Origin of the sequence: Nocardia rhizosphaerihabitans, from assembly GCF_014646295.1 — a bacterium.
Lineage (GTDB): Bacteria > Actinomycetota > Actinomycetes > Mycobacteriales > Mycobacteriaceae > Nocardia > Nocardia rhizosphaerihabitans.
In genome coordinates this window covers 1,024,697-1,049,685 of the sequence record NZ_BMNE01000002.1, presented here as the reverse complement: position 1 = coordinate 1,049,685, position 24,989 = coordinate 1,024,697, and the positions used below count along the sequence as shown (strand labels likewise).

20 protein-coding genes are annotated in these 24,989 nt (G+C 68.7%); 8 read left to right on the top strand and 12 right to left on the bottom strand.

What is annotated here, in order from left to right; all coding sequences use genetic code 11:
• The first annotated feature begins 93 nt into the window (after positions 1 to 93).
• Complete coding sequence (locus IEY60_RS11325) at positions 94 to 927, top strand: alpha/beta fold hydrolase (RefSeq protein ID WP_189026801.1); 834 nt, start codon at positions 94 to 96, stop codon at positions 925 to 927.
• On the opposite strand, the gene IEY60_RS11320 is transcribed toward IEY60_RS11325, so the two are convergent.
• Positions 924 to 1,730: a helix-turn-helix transcriptional regulator gene (locus IEY60_RS11320; RefSeq protein ID WP_229739708.1), complete on the bottom strand. Its 807-nt coding sequence runs from the start codon at positions 1,728 to 1,730 to the stop codon at positions 924 to 926. The genes IEY60_RS11325 and IEY60_RS11320 overlap by 4 nt on opposite strands.
• A 538-nt stretch (positions 1,731 to 2,268) precedes the next feature.
• Here IEY60_RS11320 and IEY60_RS11315 point away from each other — a divergent pair.
• Genes IEY60_RS11315 through narI form a run of 4 tightly spaced genes read left to right on the top strand, consistent with a single transcriptional unit; the run spans position 2,269 to position 9,128 of the window.
• Positions 2,269 to 5,994 carry a nitrate reductase subunit alpha gene (locus IEY60_RS11315; protein ID WP_189026799.1) on the top strand — a complete coding sequence of 1,242 codons (3,726 nt, stop codon included), beginning with the start codon at positions 2,269 to 2,271 and terminating at the stop codon, positions 5,992 to 5,994.
• 10 nt (positions 5,995 to 6,004) lie between these two features.
• Positions 6,005 to 7,699: a nitrate reductase subunit beta gene (narH, locus tag IEY60_RS11310; protein ID WP_189027523.1), complete on the top strand. Its 1,695-nt coding sequence runs from the start codon at positions 6,005 to 6,007 to the stop codon at positions 7,697 to 7,699.
• A complete protein-coding gene (gene narJ / locus IEY60_RS11305) occupies positions 7,696 to 8,376 on the top strand; it encodes a nitrate reductase molybdenum cofactor assembly chaperone (RefSeq protein WP_189026797.1) in 681 nt (226 codons plus the stop codon). Before narH ends, narJ begins: the two co-directional genes overlap by 4 nt.
• Complete coding sequence (gene narI / locus IEY60_RS11300; protein ID WP_189026795.1) at positions 8,373 to 9,128, top strand: respiratory nitrate reductase subunit gamma; 756 nt, start codon at positions 8,373 to 8,375, stop codon at positions 9,126 to 9,128. Before narJ ends, narI begins: the two co-directional genes overlap by 4 nt.
• 96 nt (positions 9,129 to 9,224) lie before the next feature.
• On the opposite strand, the gene IEY60_RS11295 is transcribed toward narI, so the two are convergent.
• From IEY60_RS11295 to IEY60_RS11270, 6 genes are all read right to left on the bottom strand, one after another.
• A complete protein-coding gene (locus IEY60_RS11295) occupies positions 9,225 to 9,563 on the bottom strand; it encodes a hypothetical protein (protein ID WP_189026793.1) in 339 nt (112 codons plus the stop codon).
• A 125-nt stretch (positions 9,564 to 9,688) separates the two neighbouring features.
• Entirely contained in the window at positions 9,689 to 11,428 is a 1,740-nt protein-coding gene (locus IEY60_RS11290) for an N-acyl-D-amino-acid deacylase family protein (RefSeq protein WP_189026791.1), read from the bottom strand.
• Between the two features lie 12 nt (positions 11,429 to 11,440).
• Positions 11,441 to 13,087 (bottom strand): steroid-24-oyl-CoA synthetase, encoded by a 1,647-nt coding sequence (gene casG / locus IEY60_RS11285; protein ID WP_189026789.1) that lies wholly within the window; start codon positions 13,085 to 13,087, stop codon positions 11,441 to 11,443.
• An 11-nt stretch (positions 13,088 to 13,098) separates the two neighbouring features.
• Positions 13,099 to 14,139: an NAD(P)-dependent alcohol dehydrogenase gene (locus IEY60_RS11280; RefSeq protein WP_189027522.1), complete on the bottom strand. Its 1,041-nt coding sequence runs from the start codon at positions 14,137 to 14,139 to the stop codon at positions 13,099 to 13,101.
• Positions 14,140 to 14,141: 2 nt separating this feature from the next.
• On the bottom strand, positions 14,142 to 15,287 hold the full coding sequence (locus tag IEY60_RS11275; protein WP_189026786.1) for a serine hydrolase domain-containing protein: 1,146 nt from the start codon (positions 15,285 to 15,287) through the stop codon (positions 14,142 to 14,144).
• Complete coding sequence (locus IEY60_RS11270; protein WP_189026784.1) at positions 15,287 to 16,657, bottom strand: flavin-containing monooxygenase; 1,371 nt, start codon at positions 16,655 to 16,657, stop codon at positions 15,287 to 15,289. Before IEY60_RS11270 ends, IEY60_RS11275 begins: the two co-directional genes overlap by 1 nt.
• Before the next feature lie 116 nt (positions 16,658 to 16,773).
• On the opposite strand from IEY60_RS11270, the gene IEY60_RS11265 reads away from it, so the two are divergent.
• Complete coding sequence (locus tag IEY60_RS11265) at positions 16,774 to 17,397, top strand: TetR/AcrR family transcriptional regulator (RefSeq protein WP_189026782.1); 624 nt, start codon at positions 16,774 to 16,776, stop codon at positions 17,395 to 17,397.
• A gap of 3 nt (positions 17,398 to 17,400) precedes the next feature.
• On the opposite strand, the gene IEY60_RS11260 is transcribed toward IEY60_RS11265, so the two are convergent.
• On the bottom strand, positions 17,401 to 18,027 hold the full coding sequence (locus tag IEY60_RS11260) for an ABC-2 transporter permease (protein ID WP_189026780.1): 627 nt from the start codon (positions 18,025 to 18,027) through the stop codon (positions 17,401 to 17,403).
• 122 nt (positions 18,028 to 18,149) lie between these two features.
• Here IEY60_RS11260 and IEY60_RS11255 point away from each other — a divergent pair, with 122 nt between their 5' ends.
• Both IEY60_RS11255 and IEY60_RS11250 read left to right on the top strand, forming a co-directional pair.
• Complete coding sequence (locus tag IEY60_RS11255) at positions 18,150 to 18,581, top strand: DUF6325 family protein (protein ID WP_189026778.1); 432 nt, start codon at positions 18,150 to 18,152, stop codon at positions 18,579 to 18,581.
• A 12-nt stretch (positions 18,582 to 18,593) separates the two neighbouring features.
• The gene (locus IEY60_RS11250) at positions 18,594 to 18,932 is read left to right on the top strand and encodes an SHOCT domain-containing protein (protein ID WP_189026776.1); all 339 of its coding nucleotides are present in this window, start codon (positions 18,594 to 18,596) and stop codon (positions 18,930 to 18,932) included.
• An 11-nt stretch (positions 18,933 to 18,943) separates the two neighbouring features.
• On the opposite strand, the gene IEY60_RS11245 is transcribed toward IEY60_RS11250, so the two are convergent.
• The 4 genes from IEY60_RS11245 to IEY60_RS11230 all read right to left on the bottom strand — a co-directional run bounded on the left by IEY60_RS11245 (position 18,944) and on the right by IEY60_RS11230 (position 24,942).
• Positions 18,944 to 19,903, bottom strand: a complete 960-nt coding sequence (locus IEY60_RS11245) for a DUF389 domain-containing protein (protein WP_189026774.1) — start codon at positions 19,901 to 19,903, stop codon at positions 18,944 to 18,946.
• The gene (locus IEY60_RS11240) at positions 19,903 to 21,798 is read right to left on the bottom strand and encodes an alkyl/aryl-sulfatase (RefSeq protein ID WP_189026772.1); all 1,896 of its coding nucleotides are present in this window, start codon (positions 21,796 to 21,798) and stop codon (positions 19,903 to 19,905) included. The genes IEY60_RS11245 and IEY60_RS11240 overlap by 1 nt, the downstream gene beginning before the upstream one ends.
• Before the next feature lie 143 nt (positions 21,799 to 21,941).
• Positions 21,942 to 24,545 carry a winged helix-turn-helix domain-containing protein gene (locus tag IEY60_RS11235; RefSeq protein WP_189026770.1) on the bottom strand — a complete coding sequence of 868 codons (2,604 nt, stop codon included), beginning with the start codon at positions 24,543 to 24,545 and terminating at the stop codon, positions 21,942 to 21,944.
• 175 nt (positions 24,546 to 24,720) lie between these two features.
• A complete protein-coding gene (locus tag IEY60_RS11230; protein ID WP_189026768.1) occupies positions 24,721 to 24,942 on the bottom strand; it encodes a DUF8691 family protein in 222 nt (73 codons plus the stop codon).
• Positions 24,943 to 24,989 lie beyond the last annotated feature (47 nt).

Sequence of the window (24,989 nt, the reverse complement as noted above, 5' to 3'; positions counted from 1 at the left end):
TGAATTCACAGGTCCGGCAGTGCACGGGACGGGCGGTAACGACAATGCCCGGCAACCACGCGGAAACGGCGTCCACGCTTGTATCTTTCGAGCATGCCCTACGTGCACTCCGATTCGGTGAACATCCATTTCCGCACCGGCACCGTCCGCGGTCCCACCGTACTACTCGCCCACGGTTTTCTGATGGACGAATCGATGTTCGATCCGATTCGAACGATATTGGCGCACAACGATATCAACGTCATCGCCTGGGATGCCCGTGGTCACGGCCGGACCGGCTACGGCCGTGAGCCGCGCTTCGACTATTGGGATCTGGCCGAGGACGGTTTGCGCGTGCTCGACGCGGTCGGCGTCGAGCGGGCCGTCGTCGGCGGAATGAGCCAGGGCGGATACGCCGCGCTGCGCATGGCGCTGCTCGCGCCGGAGCGGGTCGCCGGACTGGCTCTGCTCGATACCGAGGCGGGCGCGTGCACCAGGGCCGACGAAACCTACTACGAGGAATTCTTCGGCGAATGGTGCGGCGCCGGCGAATTGGTCCCGCTGGCCGAAAAGCTCGCTCCCCAATTGATCGGCGGCGACCGCCCGGATATCTGGCGATGGTGGATCACCCGCTGGCTCACCCACGACCGCGCGACGATCCATCCAGCGGCGCGCTGCCTGATCGACCGCGATTCGGTACTCGACCGCCTCGGCGAGATCACCGCGCCCGCGCTCGTGCTGCGCGGCGAGCACGACCACAGCAGTACCGCCGAGAAATGCGCGCAGCTGGCGACCGGATTGCCGGGAGCCCGCGGCGTGCGCACGGTGGCCGGTGCGGGTCACGGGTGCGCTCTCACCCATCCCGAGCAGGTCGCCGCCGCACTGATCGAGCTGGTCACCGCATGCACGCCGGACCTCGCGGCGCCGGTCGCCGTCGCCGGGATCTAGCCCGCGACGGGGGACCCGTCGGGGCCGCGCACGCCGAGGTAGTACTGGATGCGGCCCGGGTAGGCGACGGAGTCGAGCCGGAACAGCTGGACGTCGATGGTGTAGTACTCGCCGGTGTCCAGATCGCACAGCCGCATCGCGGTGTGCTCGCGGCCGTAGACGGTGTCGCCGTCGTCCCAGATCCGCCGGAAGTCGTGGTACTGCGCCAGTTCGTCGAGCAGTTCCGCGGCCCATTCACCGCCGCCCTGCTGTCCGATCAGACCGCGCAGCCAGTGCACGGTCAGCGACGATTCCTTCTCCCACTCCACCATGACCTTGCGCGAGAGCGGATTGCCGAAGAACCAGCGCAGGATGTTCACATCCTCGACCAGGCCGGGGAAGGCGCGATGATAGGACTCATTGCCCGCCAGCACATTCCAGCGCGTATCGACATAGGCCGCCAGGTTCGGCTCCTGCAGCGCCAGGGTGCGGCGCATCTCGGCATTGATCTCGCCGCGCAGGTCCTCGACCGACGGATTGCCCACGGCGGACAAACCCGCAAGGTCGAGCAGATGCCTGCGCTCGATATCGGTCACCGGCTCGATGCGGTCGAGATAGCGCACCAGCGCCTCGACGACGGCCTGCGTCGGCCGGTCCCGGTCGCCGCTCTCCAGATGGGTGATGTAGCTCGAGCTGACACCGGCCGCGAAGGCCAGCTTTTCCCGGGAAATCCGCCGATCGTCGCGCAGGCGCCGCAGCAACCCGCCGAGCGTCGGCGGCCTCGGTGGACCAGCCGGACCGTCGGACGATGTCTTCGGTGGCACCGCAACCCTCCCTGTCTGCACCGCCTCATCCTGGATGAGGTTTCAACCTCGAACCAATCGCCGAACGGAAAAGTTGCCGTTTCTTTATCTTGGCGCGTTGCCCATTGGGTAGTTACCGACCGGCAACTCCGCGCGCCGGCGAGGCGCCACCCCGGCGTTCAGGCTCGCCGGCCGAGTCGAATTCCGGCATGTTCGCCTCGGCCACACTGTGCGGGCGGTCACATCTGCCCTGTTCAGCGGGCCTCGCAAGTGTGTAAACAAATGTAAACCGCCCGAGAAGCGGCGGTTTCGGAAGCATCACCGCATACTCCGCGCCATGCTCCCCGCCGACACCGTCGCGGCTGCTCGGAGCCTGTTCACCCTGGTCGGCCCCGATTCGCGGGCCGGGCCGCGCGCGGGTTCCATGACCACGAGATTGCGCCGACCTCACAGCTCACCGGGCACCGAGAGGGGATGTGAAAAGTTCGTTTTGCCCCAGCAGTGCGCCTCTTTACAGTTGCCATCTAACAGCCCGAATGCACAGCTCGAAGGGGGCGTCGTGGTTAATTCGCGCACTCATGGTCCGTCGCCCACCGATATCGGCGACACGTTGCTGAACCTGGGTAAATACTTTCAGCGCGGTGAGGTATCGCCGGACAGCCGGTCGGTCTACAAAGTCGGCGGGCGCGATGCCGACGCGTTCTACCGGGACCGCTGGTCGCACGACAAGGTGGTGCGCTCCACCCACGGCGTGAACTGCACCGGTTCGTGCTCCTGGAAGATCTACGTCAAGGACGGCGTGATCACCTGGGAGTCCCAGCAGACCGACTACCCGTCGGTGGGTTCGGACAAGCCGGAGTACGAACCCCGCGGCTGCCCGCGTGGCGCGTCGTTCTCCTGGTACACCTACTCCCCCGCCCGGGTGCGTTACCCGTACGTGCGTGGCACCCTGCTCGACCTGTATCGCAAGGCCAAGGCCGAGCTCAAGGACCCGGTGCTGGCCTGGGAGTCGATCGTCGAGGACCCGGTCAAGGCCAAGGCCTACAAGACCGCGCGCGGCAAGGGCGGTTTCGTCCGTGCCGAGTGGTGGGAGGCCGCCGAGATCGCCGCGGCCGCGCACGTCTACACGATCAAGCAGTACGGCCCCGACCGCGTGGCCGGCTTCTCGCCGATCCCGGCGATGTCGATGGTCAGCCATGCCACCGGCGCGCGCTTCGTGTCGCTGCTCGGCGGCTACATGCTCTCCTTCTACGACTGGTACGCCGACCTGCCGGTGGCATCGCCGCAGGTCTTCGGCGACCAGACCGACGTGCCGGAGTCGGCCGACTGGTTCGACGCGGGCTATCTGATCATGTGGGGCTCCAACGTCCCGGTGACGCGGACGCCCGACGCGCACTACATGACCGAGGCGCGCTACCGCGGCCAGAAGGTCGTCGTCGTCTCCCCCGACTACGCCGACAACACCAAGTTCGCCGACGAGTGGGTGGCCGCGCGGCCCGGCACCGATGCCGCGCTGGCGATGGCCATGGGTCACGTCGTGCTCAAGGAGTTCTTCCTCGAGAAGCAGACTCCGATGTTCCTCGACTACATCAAGTCCTTCACCGACCTGCCGTACCTGATCTGTCTCGACGAGGCGGCGGATCAGGGCTCCGGCGGAAAAGAAGCGGCCCTGCCGGGCAAGTTCCTCACCGCCGCCGATCTGGGGCAGACCGGTGAGGGCGTCGAGCACAAGCCGGTGCTGCTGGATCAGGCCGGAAACCCGGTGGTGCCCAACGGTTCGCTGGGCCACCGCTTCGGCGAGGGCGACGCGGGCAAGTGGAACCTCGACCTCGAGGGCGTCGACCCGCTGCTCACCCTGCTCGGCCACTCCACCGACGAACCCGCCACGATCGCCCTGCCGCGCTTCGACACCGACACCGCCGAGACGATCCTGCGTGGCGTCCCGACGAAACTCGTTGCGGGCAAGCGGGTCACGACCGTCTTCGACCTGCTGCTCGCGCAGTACGGTCTGGGTCGCGACGGCCTGCCCGGCGAGTGGGCCACGGGCTACGACGACGCCGACTCGCCGTACACCCCGGCCTGGCAGGAACGCATCACCGGTGTGCCCGCCGTGCAGGCCGCGCGCATCGGCCGCGAATTCGCCGACAACGCCGAGCGTTCCGGCGGTCGCTCGATGATCCTGATGGGCGCGGGCACCAACCACTGGTTCCACTCCGATCAGATCTACCGCGCCTTCTTCACCCTGACGCTGCTCACCGGCTGCCAGGGCAAGAACGGCGGCGGCTGGGCCCACTACGTCGGCCAGGAGAAGTGCCGTCCCGTCACCGGCTGGGCCACGCTGGCGTCGGCCTCGGACTGGCAGCGCCCGCCGCGTCAGATGCAGGGCACCGTGTTCTGGTACCTGACCAACGACCAGTGGCGCTACGACCCGTTCACCTCCGACTCCTTCGCCTCGCCGCTGGGCAAGGGCAAGTTCGCGGGCCGCACCGCCGCGGACAATATCGCCCTGGCCAGCAGGCTCGGCTGGATGCCGAGCTACCCGACGTTCAACCGCAACCCGCTCGACCTGGCCGACGAGGCCGCGGCGGCGGGCGCTACTCCGGCCGAACACGTTGTCTCCCAGCTCAAGTCCGGCGACCTGCGGTTCGCCTGCGAGGACCCCGACGCACCGGAGAACTTCCCCCGCGTGCTCACCGTGTGGCGGGCCAACCTGCTCGGTTCCTCCGGTAAGGGCAACGAGTACTTCCAGAAGCACCTGCTCGGCTGCGGCTCCAACCTGCAGACCACCGACGCCAACGGCGTACGCCCGCAGGAACTGGAATGGCGGGAGGAAGGCGCCGAGGGCAAGCTGGATCTGCTGCTCGCGCTGGACTTCCGTATGACCAGCACCACCCTGTTCGCCGACATCGTGCTGCCCGCCGCCACCTGGTACGAGAAGCACGACCTGTCCTCCACCGACATGCACCCGTTCGTGCACGCCTTCTCCCCCGCCATCTCCCCGCCGTGGGAGGCCAAGACCGACTTCGACGCGTTCCACCGGATCGCGCGCGGTTTCTCCTGGCTGGCCGAGAAGCACCTGGGCACCCGCAAGGACATCGTCGCGGTGCCGTTGCAGCACGACTCGCCCGACGCGCTGGCGCAGGCGGGCGGCAAGGTGCTGGACTGGAAAGCCGGTGAGTGCGAGCCGATTCCGGGCAAGACCATGCCCAAGATCGTCGAGATCGAGCGCGACTACACCAAGATCGCGGAGAAACTCGCCGCGCTGGGCCCGCTGGTGAACACCCTCGGCGTGACCACCAAGGGCATCACGACCTACCCGGACAAAGAGGTGGAGTACCTCGCGGGCAAGAACGGCACCGTCGTCTCCGGCGTCGCGGCCGGACGCCCGTCGCTGGCCAAGGACACCTTCGCCGCCGAGACCATCCTGGCGCTGTCGGGTACCACCAACGGCCGCCTCGCGGTCGAGGGCTTCCACCAGCTCGAGCGCCGCACCGGCACCAAGCTGGCCGACCTCGCAGCCGAGGCCGAGGGCAAGCAGATCACCTTCGCCGACACCCAGGCGCGTCCGGTCCCGGTGATCACCTCGCCGGAATGGTCGGGCAGCGAGAGCGGCGGCCGCCGGTACTCGCCGTTCACCATCAATGTCGAGCGACTCAAGCCGTGGCACACCCTCACCGGGCGCCAGCACTTCTATCTCGACCACGACTGGATGATCGAACTCGGCGAGCAGCTGCCGATCTTCCGGCCACCGCTGGACATGACCGCGCTGTTCGCCGAGCCGAGCATCGGCAATGTGAGCGGCAGCGGCGTCACCGTGCGCTACCTGACCCCGCACTCGAAGTGGTCGATCCACTCCGCCTACCAGGACAACCTGCACATGCTGACGCTCTCGCGCGGCGGGCAGACGATCTGGATGTCGGACCGCGACGCGGCCAAGATCGGTGTCGCCGACAACGATTGGATCGAGGCGGTCAACCGCAACGGCATCGTCGTCGCCCGCGCGATCGTCTCGCACCGCATGCCGGAGGGCACGGTCTTCATGTACCACGCGCAAGACCGCGCCGTGGACGTGCCGCGCATCGAGGGCACCGAGCAGACCACCAAGGAATCCAAGGGCAAGCGCGGCGGTATCCACAACGCGCTGACCCGGGTGCTGATCAAGCCGTCGCACCTGATCGGCGGCTACGCCCAGCAGTCCTTCGCCCTGAACTACCACGGCCCCACCGGAAACCAGCGTGACGAGGTCACGACAATTCGCCGACGCAACCAGAACGTGGAGTACTGACATGCGCGTAATGGCTCAGCTCGCCATGGTCATGAACCTGGACAAGTGCATCGGCTGCCACACCTGCAGCGTCACCTGCAAGCAGGCGTGGACCAACCGCGGTGGCACCGAGTACGTCTGGTTCAACAATGTGGAAACCCGTCCCGGACAGGGTTATCCGCGCCAGTACCAGGATCAGGAGAAGTGGAAGGGCGGCTGGACGCTGAACAAGCGTGGCAAGCTGTCGCTGAAGTCGGGCTCGCGGTTCAAGCGCCTGATGAACATCTTCGCCAACCCGGATCTGCCCACGGTCGAGGACTACTACGAGCCGTGGAGCTACGACTACGACAACCTGCTGGCCTCCCCGCCCACCGACACCACCCCGGTCGCGCGGCCCAAGTCGCTGATCACCGGCGAGGACACCAAGGTCACCTGGGGCGCCAACTGGGACGACGACCTCGGTTCCGGTCCCGAAGCGGTCGGCAAGGACCCCTTGCTCGGCAAGCTAGAGGACAAGGTGAAACTGGAGTTCGAAGAGACCTTCATGTTCTACCTGCCGCGCATCTGCGAGCACTGCCTCAACCCGTCGTGTGCCGCGTCGTGCCCGTCGGGCGCGATCTACAAGCGCGAGGAGGACGGCATCGTCCTGGTCGACCAGGACAAGTGCCGTGGCTGGCGCCAGTGCATCACCGGCTGCCCGTACAAGAAGATCTACTTCAACCACAAGACGGGCAAGGCGGAGAAGTGCACCTTCTGCTACCCGCGCGTGGAGGTCGGCATCCCGACCGTGTGCTCGGAGACCTGTGTCGGGCGGCTGCGCTACATCGGCGTGATGCTCTACGACGCCGACGCGGTGCTCGAGGCGGCGTCGGTCACCGATGACAAGGACCTCTACCCGTCGCAGCTGGGTGTGTTCCTCAACCCGCACGACCCGCGGGTGATCGCGGAGGCCGAGAAGGCGGGCATCTCGCCGGAATGGATTCAGGCGGCACAGGATTCGCCGGTCTACAAGCTGATCGTGGACTACCAGCTGGCGCTGCCGCTGCATCCGGAATACCGCACCATGCCGATGGTCTGGTACGTGCCGCCGCTGTCGCCGGTGGTGGACGTGCTCAGCGAGACCGGCCACGACGGCGAGGACGCGGGCAACCTGTTCGGCGCCATCGACGCGCTGCGCATCCCGATCGAATACCTGGCCGAGCTGTTCACCGCGGGCGAGATCGGGCCCGTGCGTGCCTCGTTGCAGCGGCTGGCCGGGATGCGCGCGTTCATGCGGTCGGTCAACCTCGGCGAGGAGCCCGAACCCGGTATCGCGCCCTCGATCGGGCTCGAGCCCGAGGAGATCGAGGCGATGTACCGGCTGCTCGCCATCGCCAAGTACGAGCACCGTTACGTGATCCCCTCCGGCGCGACTTCCCGTGCGCACGAGCTGGATTCGCTGGCCACCGGGTGCAGCCTCGACACCGACGGCGGACCGGGCATGACCGCGTTCGACCAGGTCGTGGAGAAGTTCTCGCTGGCCGACACCAATCAGGCAGCGCCCGAGGAGAAGTCGGGCCGGATCAACCTGCTCAACTGGGACGGCCGCAGCACCTCCGGGCTGGTGCCGAGCACCGACAAGATTGCCCCCGCAGCGAACGGCAACGGCGCCGGCGCCGGGAGTAACGGCAACGGCAGCAACGGCGCTGCCGTCGCCGACACCACGGTCAGCGGTGTGGCGCCATGAGTCTGCTCTCGATCCGCAAGCGACCGCAGCCGGTCACCGCCATGGCCGAGCGCGACCGTCGCGTGGTCTGGCGGCTGGCCGCGCTGCTGCTCGACTATCCCGGCGAGAAGACCCTCGCCCTGCTGGACCAGATCTCGGCCGCCGCAGCGGAATTGCCCGCCGAGGTGCGCGCGCACTTCGACGCGGTGCTCGCCTACCTGCGCGACACCCCGTCGATCGAGGTGGCCCAGAGCTACGTCGAGACCTTCGACATGCGCCGCCGCGCCAGCCTGCACCTGACCTTCTACGCCTTCGGCGACACCCGCAAGCGCGGCATGGCGCTGCTGCGGTTCAAGCACGCCTACCGCCAGGCCGGTGTGGAACTCGGCGACGAGGAGCTGCCCGACCACCTGCCGGTGCTGCTGGAATTCGCCGCCACCGTCGACCCGATCGGCGGCGAGCGCCTGCTCGGCGAGCACGTGCCGGTCATGGAGCTGCTGCGACTGTCGCTGGGCGACAACAACTCTCCCTACAGTGGCGTGCTCGCCGCGGTGCTGACCACGCTGCCGCCGGTGACCACCGCCGATCGGCGCCGCATCGCCGAACTCGCCGCGCAGGGCCCGCCCGAGGAGGAAGTCGGGCTGGAACCCTTCGCCATGGACCCCTCGCTGTTCGACGCCACGGAAGGCCGCCGATGAACGCCACCATCCCGCTCCCCGAAGGCCTGTGGCTGATCCTGCCCTACATCGCCGCCACCTCCTTCGTGCTCGGCCATGTCTGGCGCTACCGCTTCGACCAGTTCGGCTGGACCACCCGCTCCTCGCAGATCTACGAGTCCAAGCTGCTGCAACTGGGCAGCCCACTGTTCCACTTCGGCATGCTCGGCGTGTTCGGCGGCCACGTGATGGGTCTGCTGATCCCCGAGTCGTGGACCGCCGCGATCGGCATCTCCGAGCACGCGTATCACATCCTCGCGGTCGGCGCGGGTTCCGTCGCGGGCCTGATGGTCGTGGCCGGTGTGGCCATCCTCTGCTACCGCCGCCTCGTCATTCCCGCCGTGCGCAAGAACACCAGCCGCAACGACGTCATGATGTACACGCTGCTCACGCTGGCCCTGGTCACCGGTCTGCTCAACACCTGGGGCTCCAACCTGCTGTGGGGCACCTACAACTACCGCACCACCGTCTCCCCCTGGTTCCGCAGCCTGTTCTCGATCGACCCCGAGCCCGGCCTCATGGTCGGCGTCCCGTGGACCTTCCAGCTGCACGGCCTTGTCGTGCTTGCCCTGGTCTTCGCCTGGCCGTACACCCGCCTGGTCCACATGTTCAGCGCGCCGATCGGCTACCTGACCCGTCCGTACATCGTCTACCGGCGCAAGGAAGTCGACACCAAGGACAAGACCCGCTTCGCCAAGGCGTGGGACGCACCGGTCACCCCCGACCGCTGGTAGTTCGCGCGCGATCCCGGCTCGACGGCGCCCTCCGATCCGGCTCGGTGGGCGCCGTCGCCATCGGCCGAGAAGGCGAACGCCGTCACGGCCTGGTGATCAATGGTCCAATGCCTTTCGGACAGAGTCGAACCAGGCCTGGGTCTTGACCAGGCCGGATTCGTTGTCCTTGCGGCCTCCGACGAAGCCGAAGAGGTCAGCGGCGTAGCGGCTCAGGACGGTCCCCTCGGTTTCCTCGAGGTCGGCGAGTACCTCGGCGTCGCCGAGGACGTAGGCGACCACGGCGACCTGGCCCGCGGGCCACTGCGTGCGGTAGTCGGCCCAGCCGTCACCGCGCACCGCCCTGGCCTGGGCGAGCAGGTCGTCGCGCAGGGCGTCACGATCGGCGTCACTCGGCCGGCGCGGCTTGCCCCAGGTGATCCGTTTCGCGTCCGACATGTCGAATCCTCTCGCTGACGTGCGCGTTCCGGGAGCAGGTCGACGCCGTCCGGACTTGCCTCGACTGTCCCAGATCGAGGTACCCGAACCGCCCACCGCCCCCGCCTGACACGCGACAGCGGCGGCTACCCGGCGCGCAGGAACCGGCCGGTGCGCTCGGCCCCGAGCACCGGATCCTTGACTCCCGCACCGAACACGTACCGACCACCCACGAACACCGCCGTGACGGTCTCGTCGTTGCGGTTGACCATGCGCGGCAGGTTGTCGAACTCCGGAATGGGGTTCTCCGCGTAGGCGTCGAGGGTGTCGTCGAGGTGGGCCGGGTCGATGACGACGGCGTCGGCACGATCACCGACCCGCAGGTGACCGGCGTCGATGCCGTACCAGTCGGCGAGTTCGCCGGTGATCCGGTGCACCGCGTGCTCGATCGTCATGAACGGGACACCGGCGCGTTCGGCGTCGGCGACCCGCCGCAGCAGGCGCAGGCCGAAGTTGTAGAAGGCCATATTGCGCAGGTGCGCACCGGCATCGGAGAAGCCGAGCTGGACGCCGGGATCGGCGGCGAGGACGTTGAGTACCTCCGGCCGATGATTGGAGATGGTGGTGCGCCAGCGCAGTTTCGCGCCGTGTTCGACGACCAGGTCGAGGAAGGCGTCGACCGGGTGCAGACCGCCCCGATCGAGGCCGACCTGGCCGAAGGTCTTGCCGATCACGGTGGGGTCGGGGCACGCGACGATGTCGGCGTCGAAGAAGTCGCGGTGCCACACGCGTGGGCCGTACTTGCGGTCGTAGTCCTTGCGGAACGCGCGCCGGTACTGCTCGTCCTGCATCAGGTGGCGCTGCTCGTCGATGTGATTCGCCAGGTGCAGAGCCGCCGCGCCGGAACCGAATTCCTCGAAGATCGGCAGATCGATGCCGTCGGAGTAGACCTCGAACGGCACCGGCAGGTGCTGCCAGCGGAAGTTCCCCCGCAAAGCGTTGACGGCACGGGCCAGCAGCGGAAACACCTTGGCCACACCGGGAATCGCCTTGATGTCGGCCGCGGAGAGCAGACTCACCTTGAGCGGCTCGCGCCACAGGCCGATGCTGCTCGCCGCCATCGCGATCATCGTGTCGGCCCGGTTGACGTCGGGTCCGCCCTGGAGCGCGCGACCGCGCGTGCGCAGGATCGTGTTGAGCGTGCGGCGCTCGGCCCTGGTCGAATACGTCGACGGCAGGGTGCGGGACCGGCACAGCTCACCGTCGAGCTTGTCGAACAGCAGCCGCTGCGAGGACATGCCGACGAACCCGGCGTCGAGCGCCTCGGTGAGTTTGGCCGCCATCGCGGCGAGTTCGGCCGCCGTCGGCTCGACGTCGGAGCGGGTGGCCCGGTCCAGGCCCATCACCGCGGACCTGATGTCGGAGTGCCCGATGAAGCCTGCCACGTTGGGACCCAGCGGCAGCGCGTCCAGCGCGGCGGCGTACTCGGCCGCGGAGTGCCAGCTCTTGGTCTCCTCGACCGCGCGGACGACGTGGGCGCGCGGAATCGCCTCGACCCGACCGAACAGGTCGCCGGCGATCTCCCCGTCGACATGCACGGTCGACAGCGAACAGGAACCGAGCAGCACGGTCGTCACGCCGTGGCGCACCGATTCCGACAGCGACGGATCGAGCAGTACCTCGACGTCGTAGTGGGTGTGGATGTCGACCATGCCCGGCACGACCCACTTGCCCGTGGCATCGACGACCCGGGGGCAGCCGGTCTCGTCGAGCGGTGTCGCCGAGATCTCGGCGATCTTGCCGTCCCTGATGCCGAGATGACGAATCGCGGAGGGCCCGCCGGTGCCGTCGAACCAGCGGCCGCCTTTGATGATGCTGTCGAACATTCCTTCAACCCCCTACAGCGCGAGATCGCGCCGTGTGACCTTCCCTGTCGCGTTGCGCGGCAGGGCATCTGATGTGATCCGCCACTGGGCGGGCACCTTGAAGTACGCGAGCCGCGCCGCGACGAAGGCCCGCAGTTCCTCGGGGTCCACCGCGCCCGGCTCGGCGACCACCACGGCCGCCACTTCCTGGCCGAGCTCGGGATGCGCGACCCCGAACACCGCGCATTCGGCTACCGCGGGGTGCTCGCACAGCACGTTCTCGATCTCGGTGGGGTACACGTTCTCCCCGCCGCGCAGGATCAGGTCGGTGCGCCGACCCGACACGGTGAGCCTGCCGTCACGCAGCGTGCCGAAATCGCCGGAGCGCAACCAGCGTTCGTCGTCGATGGCGGACTTGGTCGCCGCCTCGTCGTTCCAGTAGCCGAGCATGACGTAGGGGCTGCGGATGCAGATCTCGCCTTCCTCGCCGTCGGGCACCGCGGTGCCGTCGGCATCGCGGATCTCCACCGCCACGCCGAAGATCGGCCTGCCGACCGAGGCGTCGTCGGCGAGCAGGTCCAGCGGAGTGGCGACCGTCGCCGCGGTGCCGCTCTCGGTGAGTCCGTAGCTGGTGGTCAGGGCGAACTGCAGGGACGGGATCTTCTCGCGCAGACTGGCCAGCAGCGCGGGCGAGGACGGCGCGGAGTTGAGGGACAGCGCGGCCAGCGAGGACAGATCATGCTGGGCGACATCGTGTTCCAGCAGCCGGGCGGCCATGGTCGGCACCGCGGCCCAGTTGGTGACCCGCTCGCGCTCGACCAGGCTCAGCACCCGGCCGACCTCGAACGCGCCGTGCGGGAACACCGCGGCGGCGCCGGTCAGCAGCCGCGGGACGACGAGGTTGTGCAGGCTGGCGATGTGGAACAGCGGTGCGGTGACCAGGTACCGGCGATCGCTCGGTCCATCGCTGGGCGGCTGGCCAGCGAACGCGGCGAGCATGGCATCGGTGAAACGGTGATAGTCGCTGACCGCCACCATGTTCCGCTGCGAATGCACCACGCCCTTGGGCCTGCCGCTGGTGCCACTGGTGTAGAGGATCACGGCCGGGTCGTCTTCTTCGACCGGCGTCGCGGGGATGTCGCCGCCGCCGAACTCGGTGATCAGGGCGGGCAGATCCGTCTCCATGGTGAGCACCGGGATGTCGGTGGCGGGCACCAGCGCGGCCCTTTTCGCGTCCGCGATCAGCACGGTGGGCGTGGTGTGCTCGAGCCCGTAGGCGATCTCCGGCGGCGCCCACCAGGCGTTGTAGCCGACCGGGATGGCGCCGAGACATTGCGCGGCCCAGAACGCGATCACCCAGTCCGGGCCGTTCGCGGCCAGGATGCCGACGCGGTCGCCCTTGCCGACGCCGTGCCGGCGGGCCAGCGCGGTGGCCAGTGCGCCGGCGGCCGCGGCGTGTTCGGCGAAGGAGATCCGGCGATCCTCGGTGACGAGATAGTCGCGCTCGCCCCAGCTCAGCGAGTGTTCGAGGAGTTCGCGTAGGTTGCGGCGACGCTGGGCCAGCACCGGGATCGGCACGCCGAGAACATGTTCGACGGTCAGTTCGAACGGCGCGCCGGGCGCGGTGAGCCCCGCGGCGACCTTGGCCACGAATTCCTGCGGGTCTACGGCTTCGGACATGGTGTTCTCCATCAGGGGATCAGGACGGCGCGGCCACGGATCGCGCCGGAGTCGAGTCGGTCGAAGGCGGTGCGGGCGTCGGCGAGGTCGAAGCGTTCGATCTCGGCGCGGACCTTGCCCGCGGCGGCCAGTGCCACCGCGTCGAGCAGGTCGGTTCTGGTGCCGCCGTATGACTTCCGCACCGTGGCGCCCCACGGCAGGCCGGGTCCGCCCGCCGGACCGGAGTCGATGCCAGGCACGCCGCCCGCCAGTCCGACCATCCGATAGGCGCCGTTGGGGGCGACGGCTTCGACGGCGAGTTTCGCGGTGGCGTCGGCGCCGACGAAGTCGAACACCGCCTCGGCGCCCCGTCCGCCGGTGAGTTCGAGGATGGCGGCCGCGGTGGCGTCACCGGCTTGCAGCGCGATATCGGCGCCGCAGGCGGTGGCGAGGGCGAGCTTGTCGGCGTCCACGTCGACGGCGATGACCCTGGTCTCCGTCATCGCCTTCAGCAGCTGTACCGCGACGTGTCCCAGGCCGCCGATGCCGATGGCGACCGCGGTGGCGCCCGGCCACAGCTGATCCGACGCGCCGCGGATGGCGTGCATCGGGGTGAGCGCCGCGTCGGCCAGGGGCGCGGCCTGCGCGAAGTCCATGTCGCCGATGGGCACGAAGGAGCGCGCGGGGATCCGGACGTATTCGGCCATGCCGCCGTCGGGACCGAGCCCGGGACACGGCGGCATCGCCGTGCGCCCCGCGGCCAGACAGACATTCTCGTTGCCGCGCAAGCACTCCCGGCATTCGCCGCACGACCAGCACAGGTACACGATCCCGCGCTCGCCGACGCTGCGCCCGGCCACCCGCGGGCCGACCGACTCGATGGTGCCCGCGATCTCGTGGCCCAGGGTGAGCGGCTTGTCGCTCATCGGGAACGGCAGGCTCAGCACGAACGAATCCGAGTGGCAGATCCCGGCGGCGCCGACCCGCAACAGCAGATCGTCCGGGCCGATGTCGGGCACGGGCACCGTCCGCAATTCCAGGGTGCCCGGCGCGGTCAGCTGCATCGCACGCATGCTCATCGGGCCGCTCCGTCGAAGGTGGCCTTCAGGTACCGGTCGCAGCGGTCGGAGCCGATCAGGCCCGTGGCCATCCGATTCATGGTGTAGGCGAAGGTGATCCGGCGATCCAGGTCGTTGACGACCATCGAGCCGCCGTAGCCCGCCCACCAGCAGACCCGGCCGTCGGGGATGTGCGGGAAGGTCTGTGGCCGGGGCAGGCCGTAGCCGATGCCGAACCGCAGCGGGGTCAGCAGCGCCAGGTCGACGCCGTCGGCCTGCTCGCGGAAGATCAGGTCGATGGTGGCGGGTGACAGGAACCGTCTGCCGCTGAGTTCGCCGCCGTTGGCGATCAGGGACTGGATCCGGGCCACCGAGCGCGCGTTGCCGTGGCCGTTGGTCCCGCCGATCTCGGCTTCGCGCCAGGCCGGTGTCGCGGTCTCGGCGACCTCGAGCCAGGGACTGGTGAGCGTCTTGATGAGCACGCTGTCCTGGTCGAGGGTCGACAGGTCGAACTCGGGCAGTTCCGGTGGGACCAGGGTCGCGATCCGGTCGGCGTGCTCGGGTCCGGTGCCGATGTGGAAATCGGCGCCGAGCGGGCCCGCGAGTTCCTCGGCGAAGAACCGGCCGAGGGAGCGACCGGTGATGCGGCGCACCAGTTCACCGATCAGGTGTCCGTAGTTGATGGCGTGATAGCCCGAGGCGGTACCCGGCTCCCACCAGGGCGCCTGGGTCGCCAGCCGGGCCGCGGCTTCCTCGTGGTCGTAGATGTCGGACAGCGCGATCGGCTTGTCCCAGCCGGAGACGCCCGAGGTGTGCGAGAGCAGTTGCCTGACCAGGATGTCGGCCTTGCCGTTGGCCGCGAACTCGGGCCAGTAGTGGGCAACGCGCTGGTCGACGTCGAGGTCGCCGCGGTCGACCAGCAGCAAGGCGCACAGCGCCGTCATCGTCTTGGTCACCGAGAAGACGTTGACCAGGGTGTCGGCGGCCCACGGCGTGGTTTTCGCCGGATCGGCGTACCCACCCCACAGATCCAGCACCGGATCGCCGTCCACGGTGACGCACAGCGCCGCACCGATTTCGGCGCCGGAGGCGAGTTGGTCGTCGAATGCCGCACGCACACCGGCGAATTCGTCCAGACAGAAGCCCGAGGAGGTACCGCTCATCACACCGCCCCCGCCGTCGCGCGCGCGGGCACCGGCAGGCTGTTGCCCGTGGCGGCGGCCCGTTTCGCGCCCCGTTCCAGTTCCTTGGTCATCGAGCGCACGTACGGCTCGAACTCGGTCTGGATGGTGTGGCGCGGCGAATCGTAATAGCGCCCGGCGCGTTTGGCCTCCTGCTCGTCGAGCACCTGATCCATCTGCTCGCGCGGGGGCAGGTGATAGCGGCCGGTCAGGTAGGCGGCGACCAGCTTGCTCTGCTGCTCGGCGAAATTGACCAGCGTCGGCATCGGCTGGGCCAGCCCGAGATAGAACAGGTTGTCCACGCCGGGCTTGACCATCATCTGGAACAGCGGGAACCGGTTGGCCGCGTCGGGCACCAGCTCCGGCTCGGTGAAGAACGGGAAGCTGATGTGGTAGCCGGTGGCGCACACGATCACGTCGACCTGCTCGCTGCTGCCGTCGGCGAAATGCACTGTGCTGCCATCCAATCGCGTGATCGCGGGCTTGCACTCCACGTCACCGCAGCCGGCGCGGTGCAGAAACTCCTCGCTCGCCGAGGGATGCGCCTCGAAGGGCTCGTGATCGGGGGCCGGCAGGCCGTAGGTCTGCATCTCGCCGCGGTTCTTGCGGACGAATCGCTGCTTGAGCTTCAGCGCGATCTTGGGGGGAATCCACGCGGGCATCGAAGCGCGGTCGCCCACTTTGCCGTTCACATATTTGGGCAGCACCCACACACCGCGGCGGGCCGAGACGAACAGCTTCGAGGCCAGGAAGCGCTGGGACAGTTCGGAGGCGATATCGAGGCCCGAGTTGCCCATGCCGACCACCACGATCCGCTTGCCGCGCATATCGATCGGGTCGAACGGATCGTTGTAGGCGTGGCTGTGCATCAGCACACCGTCGAATTCGCCCGGGTAGTCGGGGAATCGGGGATTCCAGTGATGGCCGTTGCAGACGATCAGCGCGTCGTAGACCTCGGTGTCGCCCGCCGCCGTCGTCACCCGCCACAGACCGGCGTCGTCGCGCTCGGCCGCGGTGACCAGGCTGTTGAACTTGATCCGGTCGCGCAGGTCGAAGTGGTCGACGTAGTCCTTGAAGTACTGCAGCAGCTGGGAATGGTGCGGAAAGTGCGGCCACTCCTCGGGGGCGGGGAAGTCCTCGAATTGCAGGCGGTACTTCGAGGTGTCGATGTGCAGGCTCTGATAGCAGGCCGACATCCCGTTGGGGTTCTTGTAATACCAGTTGCCGCCCACCTCGTCGGAGGCCTCATAGCAATCGAACGGAATGCCGTACTCGGCAAGCCTTTTGGCGGCGGTGATACCCGAAGGTCCGGCGCCGATGACGCACACCCTGGGCAATTCGCGTGTATCCATGCACAACTCCTGAGCAGCCTCGGTCACCGATGACCATGCCGCGTGACGTGGAACACACGATAGCGCTTCGCTGGACATCATGTCTAGTGAATGAGCTGATCGTCTAGGATGAGCGAATGACGTCCGAACCCGCCCGCCGTGGATCCTTGCGCGAGGAGCAGAAGCGACTCACCAAGGCCAGGATCGTCGAGACCGCGCGCACCCTGTTCGAGACCCAGGGCTATTCCGATGTCCGCGTCGACGACATCGCCGCCGCCGTCGGCTGCAGCCGGGCGACGTTCTACCTGCACTTCACCAGCAAGGGCGAGGTGCTGCGGGCGATCGCCAACGAGGGCACGCTCACCAGCGTCCACGAGTTCTACGCCGACCTGGACCGGGTGCTGACCACCGGCTCCCGGGAGGCGTTCGCGGAGTGGATGACCCGCGCCATCGACTGGTTCTTCACCAACAAGGACATGCTGCCCGCGTGGGACGAGGCGACCGCGGTCGAACCGGAATTCCGCGCGGTGGCGCGCGAGGGCATCATGACCCTGGCCGACAGCATGCCCGCCTACCTGGCCCGCTGGCCCGAGCACCGCCGCGACGAGGCGCGGCTGCGGATCGAACTGCTCGTCGCCCAACTCGAACGGTTCTTCACCCGGTGGGCCATGCAGGGCACCATCGAGGTCACAGCCGCGCAGGCCGCCGCGGTCCTGACCGACGTCTGGTTCCCCGCGTTGCAGACCCCGCCCGCGGAGTAGCCGCTAGCGCGTGGGCCAGCCGCCGTTGCGTTTGCGCTGGTCGATCTTCGGATCGTCGTCGCCGGCCAGGTGCTCGATGCCGAGCTTCTCGGCGAACAGGTGACGCTGGGTGATCCAGCCGAGCGCCGACAGGCCGATCCAAGCCAGGGTCGAGGTGACCTGCTGCCAGCCCGTGTCCGGCTCGCGCAGGAACGCCAGCGAATCGCTCATCCGGCCGAGGCCGCTGAGCACCATGCTGGCGCCGCCGATGGAGGTCAGCCACAGCAGGGCGCGGGCGCGGAACTTCTCGGCGAGGAACGCACCGGCCACACCCATCGCCAGCGCGACGATCATGCTCAGCGCGATGTTCTTGTCGCCGGGCTGCAAGACGGTCGCCAGCTTCGTGCCGATCATCGCGCCGGCCAGGCCGCCGATGAAGTACGAGGCGAAGCGGAAGACCAGCGAGGTCACCACCCACGCCGAGATGGCGCCGATCAACCCGATCAGCACCAGCCACCAGAACGAGGCGTTGACCAGGTCGGCGATCAGCCAGCCGAGGCCGAACCCGATCGCCAGGACGCCCAGGTTCACCGACCTGACCCCGTAGAAGCACAGCAGTGCGCCGACCACCGCCACCACGATGCCGTTCATGAGGCATTCCTTTCGACAGTCGAGCTGCGCAGCACTGAACTCCACGCTAGGGCGCAGGGGGCGCCGCCGGTTCACCCGAATCGGGTGAGGCGTGCGTGGCCGGATCGGCGCACGATCGCGCCATGGGATCAACACCTGCTCTGGGACCGGTCGATTTCCTCGTCCTCACCTTTCCCGGTACCGCCGTCGACGAGACGGTCGCCGCCGCGCTCGCCGAGGTCGTCGGGAAGGGCCTGGTGACCCTGCTGGATCTGATCGTGCTGACGATGGACGCCGCCGGGACGGTCACCGAATCCGAGGTCGACGACGATCTGGCCGAGGTGGGTCTCACCGGCCTGACCGCGGCCGACATCGACCTGGTCAGCGACGCCGATGTGGAGGTCGTGCGCACGTCGATGGTGCCGGGCAGCACGGCGGTGATCCTCGTCTTCGAACAGACCTGGGCGACGCGGCTGGCCTCGGCGGTGCGCGCCGCCGAGGGCGAGGTCGCGTTGCACGTGCCGATACCGCGCGATGTCGTCGAGTCCGCGGTGTCCGCCGCGGCGACGACCTAGGAAGGAAGCGACATGCCACTACGACAGGGCCGCATCGGGCGGCCCGGACTTCTCGGCACGATGGCACGGACCGCGGTCATCACCGGCACCGCCACCGCCACGTCCAACGCGATGAACAATCGTGCGCGCCGGCGCTCGGCCGAACAGCAGGCCTACGCCGATCAGCAGGCCGCCGCCCAGCAGCAGGCCTACGCGCAACAGCAGGCGGCCTATGCTCCGCCGCAGCCCGCACCCGCGGCAGCCCCGCCGGTCGACCTGGTCGGGAAGTTGCGGCAACTGAGCGAATTGCATTCGGCGGGCGCACTATCCGATACCGAATTCGCCGCAGCCAAGAAGCAACTGCTCGGCTGAGCTGTCGTCGGTCACTGCTGGACTCTGCCGCCGACCGTGTGGACGACAACGACGCGCGGGTCCCATGGCACGAGTTCATCCACCACCCGCTGCAACTCCGACACCGGCGGCAGCTGTTCGGGACCCAGCACCGACACCGTCGCGACATCGTGCTGCAGCGTCACATCGGTGACCTGGGCGCCCGGCTCGTCACGTAACCACTCGCGGGCCGCGTCGGCGATCTGCCCGGCCCATAATGTCGACAGCGAATTGAGCACCATCGGCACCGCGACCAGCACCAACGCCGCACCGAGCACCAGGTAGGCCCGGCCGCGGCGGGTGCTCGGCGTCTCGGCGTAACCAGCGATGAGCAGCACCGTCGTCGCGGTGATGATCATGGCGAGGACGTTCGAGGCAAACAGCACGAACGCGCCGAGCGCCAGCGAGGGCGCGTGCGACCCCAGGCACACCCCGACCACCCCCAGCGGCGGCACCAGCGAGATCGCGATCGCGACGCCGGGCAGCACGTCACCGACATCCCGGCGGGTGATCGCGACCGCCGCGACCAGACCGGTGGCCAAGGCCGCGGTCAGATCCGTCAGCTTCGGCGACGTGCGCCCGACGACCTGGGCGTTCGACAGCACGTTGACCGGATTCGGCAGCAGCTGCGCGAACACGAACCCCAGCGCGACGACCACGACGATCCCCGCCAGCACCAGGATCAGGCTGCGGCCGACCAGTGCCGCACGCCCGGTGACCACGCCGAGTGCCACCCCGAGGATCGGGATAGACAGCGGCGCGACGATCATCGCGCCGATCACGGTGGCGGTGGAATCGCCGATGACGCCGGAGATCGCGATGACCGCCGACAGCACCAGCATGATCCAGAACGCCGACCGTTTCGCGGTGACCGCACCGACGGACAGATCCAGCTTGTCGGTGAGCTCGTCCGACGATCGGCGCTGATCAGCGGGGACCAGGAATTCCAGCATCAGGGCGTCACTATGGCGAAGTCGGGGTCGGGGGCATCCAGGTAGCCGACCAGTTCGGCCAGTTTGGTGGCGTCGCCGTCGACCGTGACGCGGCCGTCGGCGATCAGCCGGCCCAGATCCGCGCCGCCGATCAGGGCGGCGTCCAGATCCGCTTCGGTGAGGGTGAAGGTCGCGTCGGCGGGTCCGGCATCGCCCTCGATGTCGTAATGCACGAGCACGCCGTTGCGGAGCTGGGTGCGGTGGACGGTGCCGGTGTCCTCGAGCTTCCAGTCCAGGACGATGGTGGCCGACCAGGCGCGGGGACCGTCGACGCGCAACGCGATCGCGTCGAAGAGCTGCTCGACCGTCAGCGCCGCGCCGATATCCGACGAGGAGGACACCGTCGGGGTACCGACACTTCCGTTGCGCAACTCGTAGGCACCCATCAGGAAGAAGTTGCGCCAGGTGCCGTTCTCGGAACCGTAGCCGAGCTGTTCGAGCGTGTCGGCCTGCAACGCCTTGGCCTCGGCGTTGTCCGGCTCGGCGAAGATCACGTAGTTCAGTACCTGGGCGACCCAGCGGAAGTCGCCGTCGGCGTAGGACTTACGGGCCTTGGCGATGACCTCGTCGGCGCCACCCATGAAATCCAGGTGGCGGAGGGCGGATTCGACCGGGGGGTGCTGCCACAGGTTCGCCGGATTGCCGTCGAACCAGCCCATGTACCGCTGGTAGATCGCTTTGACATTGTGGCTGACCGAGCCGTAGTAGCCGTGGGTCGACCACGAGTTCGCCAGGGCGGGCGGCAGTTCGATGTTCTCGGCGATCTCGATGCCGGTGGTGCCCTTGTTGAGTGCCCGCAGGGTCTGGTCGTGCAGATAGCCGTACAGGTCGCGCTGGATCGAGAGGTACTCGGTGAGCCGCTCGGTGTCCCACGTCGGCCAGTGGTGCGAGGCGAACACGACGTCGGAGCGGCCCGCGTAGCGATTGATCGCCTCGGTGAGATATTTCGACCACACGTGCGGGTCACGCACCAGCGCGCCGCGCAGGGTGAGCAGATTGTGCATGGTGTGGGTGGCGTTCTCGGCCATGCACAGTGCTCGCCGGCCCGGAAAGTAGAAGTTCATCTCCGAGGGCGCCTCCGTGCCCGGCGTCATCTGGAATTCGATGGCAACCCCGTCGACGGTCACGGTCTGGCCGGTGTGCTCGACGGAGATCGTCGGGATGATCAGCGTCGGCTGACCGGTCGAGGTCGTCGGCCCGAGGCCCGCGCCGACCGCACCCAGCGGTCCGGTCGGCAGAGCCGCGCCGTACATGTAGGCCGCCCGGCGGGCCATCGCGGTGCCCGCGTACACGTTTTCCGCCACCGCGTGCTCGGCGAATCCCACCGGCGCGATGATCGGGCATCGGCCGGCATCGACATCGTCTTGGGTGGTCACGCCTTTGACGCCACCGAAGTGGTCGATGTGGGAGTGCGAGTAGATCACCGCGGTCACCGGGCGGTCCCCGCGATGCTCGCGGTACAGCGCCAGCCCCGCCGCGGCCGTCTCGACCGAGATCAGCGGGTCGATCACGAGCACGCCGGTGTCGCCCTCGACCAGGCTCATGTTCGACAGGTCGAGTCCGCGGATCTGGTAGATGCCGTCGGTGACCTCGTACAACCCTTGCATCGCGCACAATTTCGACTGCCGCCACAGGCTCGGATGCACCGTGGGCGGGCACTCGCCGTCGAGGAAGGCGAACGCGTCGCTGCTCCACACCACGTCCCCCGCGGCATTGCGCACCACCCCCGGAGTCAGCGCGGCGACGAATCCGCGTTCGGCATCGGCGAAATCCTGTGCGTCGTCGAACGGTAGCGTCCGCGATGCCGTGTCGTTGGCTGCTTCGATGCCGGCCGAGGCATTCTGCTGACTGGTCATCAGATCCCTTTCGCGCGGAGACGTGCGACTCGCGCCGACCCGGTGTCTCCTCGGTGCGTCGGCTGCTCTCGCAGCATCACACCCGGCGACTGTCGTGCCCTCACCCGAACGAGGTGAACTTCGGCCGAAGCGGCCCGCCCGGCTCAGATCAGGCCGACGCGGCGGGCGTTGGTGATGGCCTCGGCGCGGGCGTTGACGCCGAGTTTCTGGTAGATGCCGCGCAGGTGGGTCTTGACGGTGTTCACCGAGACGCCCATGTTGGCGGCGATGGTGGCCGCGGTCATGCCGGACGGGAGCTGGCGCAGGACCGCGAGTTCGGTCTCGGTGAGCTGGGGTGCGTCGGCGGCGGGCGTGCGATGGGAGCGGACCAGGTCGACGAAGGCGTCGAAGCGGCCGAAGCGCCCGCCCAGCCGATCGAGGACCTCGGCGGCGCCCGGCACATCGAGGAACGGCCGGATCAGCCGTTCCCCGCAGGCCAGCGCGAGCGCCTGCTCGAACGCGTCGTCGACCTTGCGTGGGCGATCGAGACGGTCGGCGGCGACGCCGACCAGCAGCCAGGCCGCGACCAGCGATCGGGTGTTCAGTTGCGGCGGGCCGCTCAGCAGGGGCTCGAGCAGCGTCAACGCCGCGGCCGGGCGATGGGTGTAGACGGCCATGCCCGCGTCGGCGACGGCCGTCTGCGGCGTCGGGCCGAGAACCCGGGCCGCGTGGTCGACCAGGTGTTGAGCGTCGGCCCTGGCTTGCAGGCGCAGCAGCACCCACAGCACGTCGGTGACCAGCGCGCCGATGCCGAGCAGTGCCGGAGCATCGTCGAGCAGCCGGTGCACCTGCTTGCACAGCGCGGTCGCGGCGGCCGCGCGGTCGGGCGCAGCGTCGAACATCAGCACGCCGGTCATCACCGCGGCCTGGCGGACCGGCGCCGGTGCGGTGGCCTCGACCAGCGGGCCGCCGGGCAGGCCGGGCTGTGGCAGCTCGACGGACTCGCCCTGGTGGTAGGCGCCGTAGGCCGCGATCACCCGGGCGAACGCGGCCTCGGGCGAATGGGTGAGGTCGTAGTTGTCGGCGCAGTCGATCGCGGCGTCGGCCAGCGCGCGCAGCTCACCGACCCGGCCCGCGTGTCCCGCTGCGATGGCGGATGCGGTCCGCGCGCGCACCGCGACGCGGCCGAGTCCCGTCTCCTCGGCATGCACGATCGCATGCCGCAAAGCCGCTGTGCCGCTGTCGATCTCACCGCCTGAGATCTGCGCGCTGCCGCAGTGCATCGCCGCGTAGCAGTCGAGATCGGGCTGGCCGGTCACCGCGGGCAACGGCCAGCTCATCGACGCCGAATCACCCACCAGGACAGCGACTCCCGCGCTGACGGCCCGGTCGAGCGCCTCGGTCCACCCGACGGGTACCAGCTGTGAGACCTGCTCGGGCCCGACATGGGCGGCTTCGAGATAGACCTCGGCGGTGGCGATCTCGCCCGCCTCCACCGCGACAGCGGCGCGCAGCAGTCGTACGAAGGTGTCCTCGGCCAGCTCGGGGACGTGCTCGAGCGCGGCGAGCAGCAGGTGCCCGGTGCCGTCGAGGACCATCCGCAATCCCCAATCCCGCAGGAACGGGACAAGTCCGGGCGCACCCGGTTCGGCCAGGACGTGGTCGAGCGCCGGGCCGGGCATCGCCGCGGCGCCGAACCACTCGGCGACCCGGCGATGCACGGCGGGCAGGCGATCGGCCCTGGTGTGCGTGGCCTCGGCCAGCAGGTACGCGCGCAACAGCGGGTGGTAGGTGTGCCACAGCTCCCCCGCGTGCGCGACGGTGTGCATGGGGAAGTTGGCGCGCAGCAACTCGTCGATGATCCGTGCCGCGTCCTCCCCCGCCAGCTCCTCGGCGAGCGGCAGGCTGAAGCGGCTGGGAATCGCGGTGACGAGCAGGAATTCGAGGGTGCGGGCAGGCAGCGACTGCATCAGCTCGGCGACGAGGAAATCGGCGACCGCGTGCGAGGGCCTGGCCAGGGTGGTGAGCGCGGTGTCGCGGTCCTCGGCGTTGGCGGCCAGATAGATCGCCGCGATCCGCACCAGCGCGGCCCAGCCGCGGGTGAGGGTGTGCACCATGGCCAGTTCGGCGTTGTCGAGCCGGCAGCCGTGCTGAATGAACAGCTGGGCGATCCGCTCCGGTGACAGCGTCAGTTCGGCGACGCCGATCCGGGTGAGCTTGCCGGCCAATTCCAGCGCGTGCCAGCGCAGCGGCGGATCGAACCGGCCCGCGATCAGCACGGTGACCGTCGCGGGCAGGTGCCCGAGCAGGTATTCCAGGCCCGCCAGTTGCAGCGGGTCGGTGAGCAGGTGGGCGTCGTCGATGACCAACACCGAGCGATCGAGGGTGATCGTCATGGCGTCGACCAGGTCGGCCGCCTGGTCGACCGGTGTGCGCAGCGCACCGTCGGCGACGACATCGGCCGACGGGTCGAGGATCTGCGCGATCGCCGGGATCAGGTCACCGCTGTCGGCCAGGCGGTCGGTGACGGTCAGCCAGCCGACCGCGGCCGAACGCAGGCGCCGCGACCGGGTCACCCAGTCGACCAGGGCGACGGTCTTGCCGCTGCCCGCCGGTCCGGACACCAGCACCGTGTGCCCGGGGGCGGCGCCGGCACGGTCGAGCCTGGCATTGATCTCGGCCGATCGGACGGAGGCGAACGACAGTTCCGGGATGCTCGCATCGACGTCCGACGGGCATTCAGCTATCGCTCGGTACGAGGTTGCCACCACCACACTCCTGAGCTCGTCGTCTACCCTGCGGGGCCGATCCACCAGCAGGTTCGACGGTAGGCGAAACCCGACCTGCGCGTTTGCGGGTCGTGCGGGGTCGCGGCGCTCGTTATCAGATCGACGTCATCATGAGGGTATGCCGAGATCGGCTAACAATCGGCAATCAGCGTTTTCAGTCGGGCAGCCGGGACATGCCGAGCAGGGTGAGCCCGAGGACATCGATGCGGGCGAGCACGCCGCGCATGGCGGTGTTGTCGGCGAGCTCGCCGTAGAGGGTGGTGGTGCCGGTGGCCGAATGCGCGCTGCGCCGGAGTTCGGGAAAAGCCCCGACGGCACGGTCGGTGAGCTCGCCCTCGATGACGAACTGATAGCGGACCGCACCTGACGTCGGCATGTGCCCCAGTGTCGGCGAGCACCGCGGCGATCGCCTCATCCGCACGG

Coding starts and splice junctions, on each gene's coding strand:
- IEY60_RS11270 (WP_189026784.1), bottom strand. CDS start 16,657: ATGGATACACGCGAATTGCCCAGGGTGTGCGTCATCGGCGCCGGACCT.
- IEY60_RS11280 (WP_189027522.1), bottom strand. CDS start 14,139: ATGCGTGCGATGCAGCTGACCGCGCCGGGCACCCTGGAATTGCGGACG.
- IEY60_RS11265 (WP_189026782.1), top strand. CDS start 16,774: ATGACGTCCGAACCCGCCCGCCGTGGATCCTTGCGCGAGGAGCAGAAG.
- casG (WP_189026789.1), bottom strand. CDS start 13,087: ATGTCCGAAGCCGTAGACCCGCAGGAATTCGTGGCCAAGGTCGCCGCG.
- IEY60_RS11260 (WP_189026780.1), bottom strand. CDS start 18,027: ATGAACGGCATCGTGGTGGCGGTGGTCGGCGCACTGCTGTGCTTCTAC.
- IEY60_RS11295 (WP_189026793.1), bottom strand. CDS start 9,563: ATGTCGGACGCGAAACGGATCACCTGGGGCAAGCCGCGCCGGCCGAGT.
- narH (WP_189027523.1), top strand. CDS start 6,005: ATGGCTCAGCTCGCCATGGTCATGAACCTGGACAAGTGCATCGGCTGC.
- narJ (WP_189026797.1), top strand. CDS start 7,696: ATGAGTCTGCTCTCGATCCGCAAGCGACCGCAGCCGGTCACCGCCATG.
- IEY60_RS11290 (WP_189026791.1), bottom strand. CDS start 11,428: ATGTTCGACAGCATCATCAAAGGCGGCCGCTGGTTCGACGGCACCGGC.
- IEY60_RS11245 (WP_189026774.1), bottom strand. CDS start 19,903: ATGCTGGAATTCCTGGTCCCCGCTGATCAGCGCCGATCGTCGGACGAG.
- IEY60_RS11255 (WP_189026778.1), top strand. CDS start 18,150: ATGGGATCAACACCTGCTCTGGGACCGGTCGATTTCCTCGTCCTCACC.
- IEY60_RS11250 (WP_189026776.1), top strand. CDS start 18,594: ATGCCACTACGACAGGGCCGCATCGGGCGGCCCGGACTTCTCGGCACG.
- IEY60_RS11240 (WP_189026772.1), bottom strand. CDS start 21,798: ATGACCAGTCAGCAGAATGCCTCGGCCGGCATCGAAGCAGCCAACGAC.
- IEY60_RS11275 (WP_189026786.1), bottom strand. CDS start 15,287: ATGAGCGGTACCTCCTCGGGCTTCTGTCTGGACGAATTCGCCGGTGTG.
- IEY60_RS11230 (WP_189026768.1), bottom strand. CDS start 24,942: ATGCCGACGTCAGGTGCGGTCCGCTATCAGTTCGTCATCGAGGGCGAG.
- IEY60_RS11325 (WP_189026801.1), top strand. CDS start 94: ATGCCCTACGTGCACTCCGATTCGGTGAACATCCATTTCCGCACCGGC.
- narI (WP_189026795.1), top strand. CDS start 8,373: ATGAACGCCACCATCCCGCTCCCCGAAGGCCTGTGGCTGATCCTGCCC.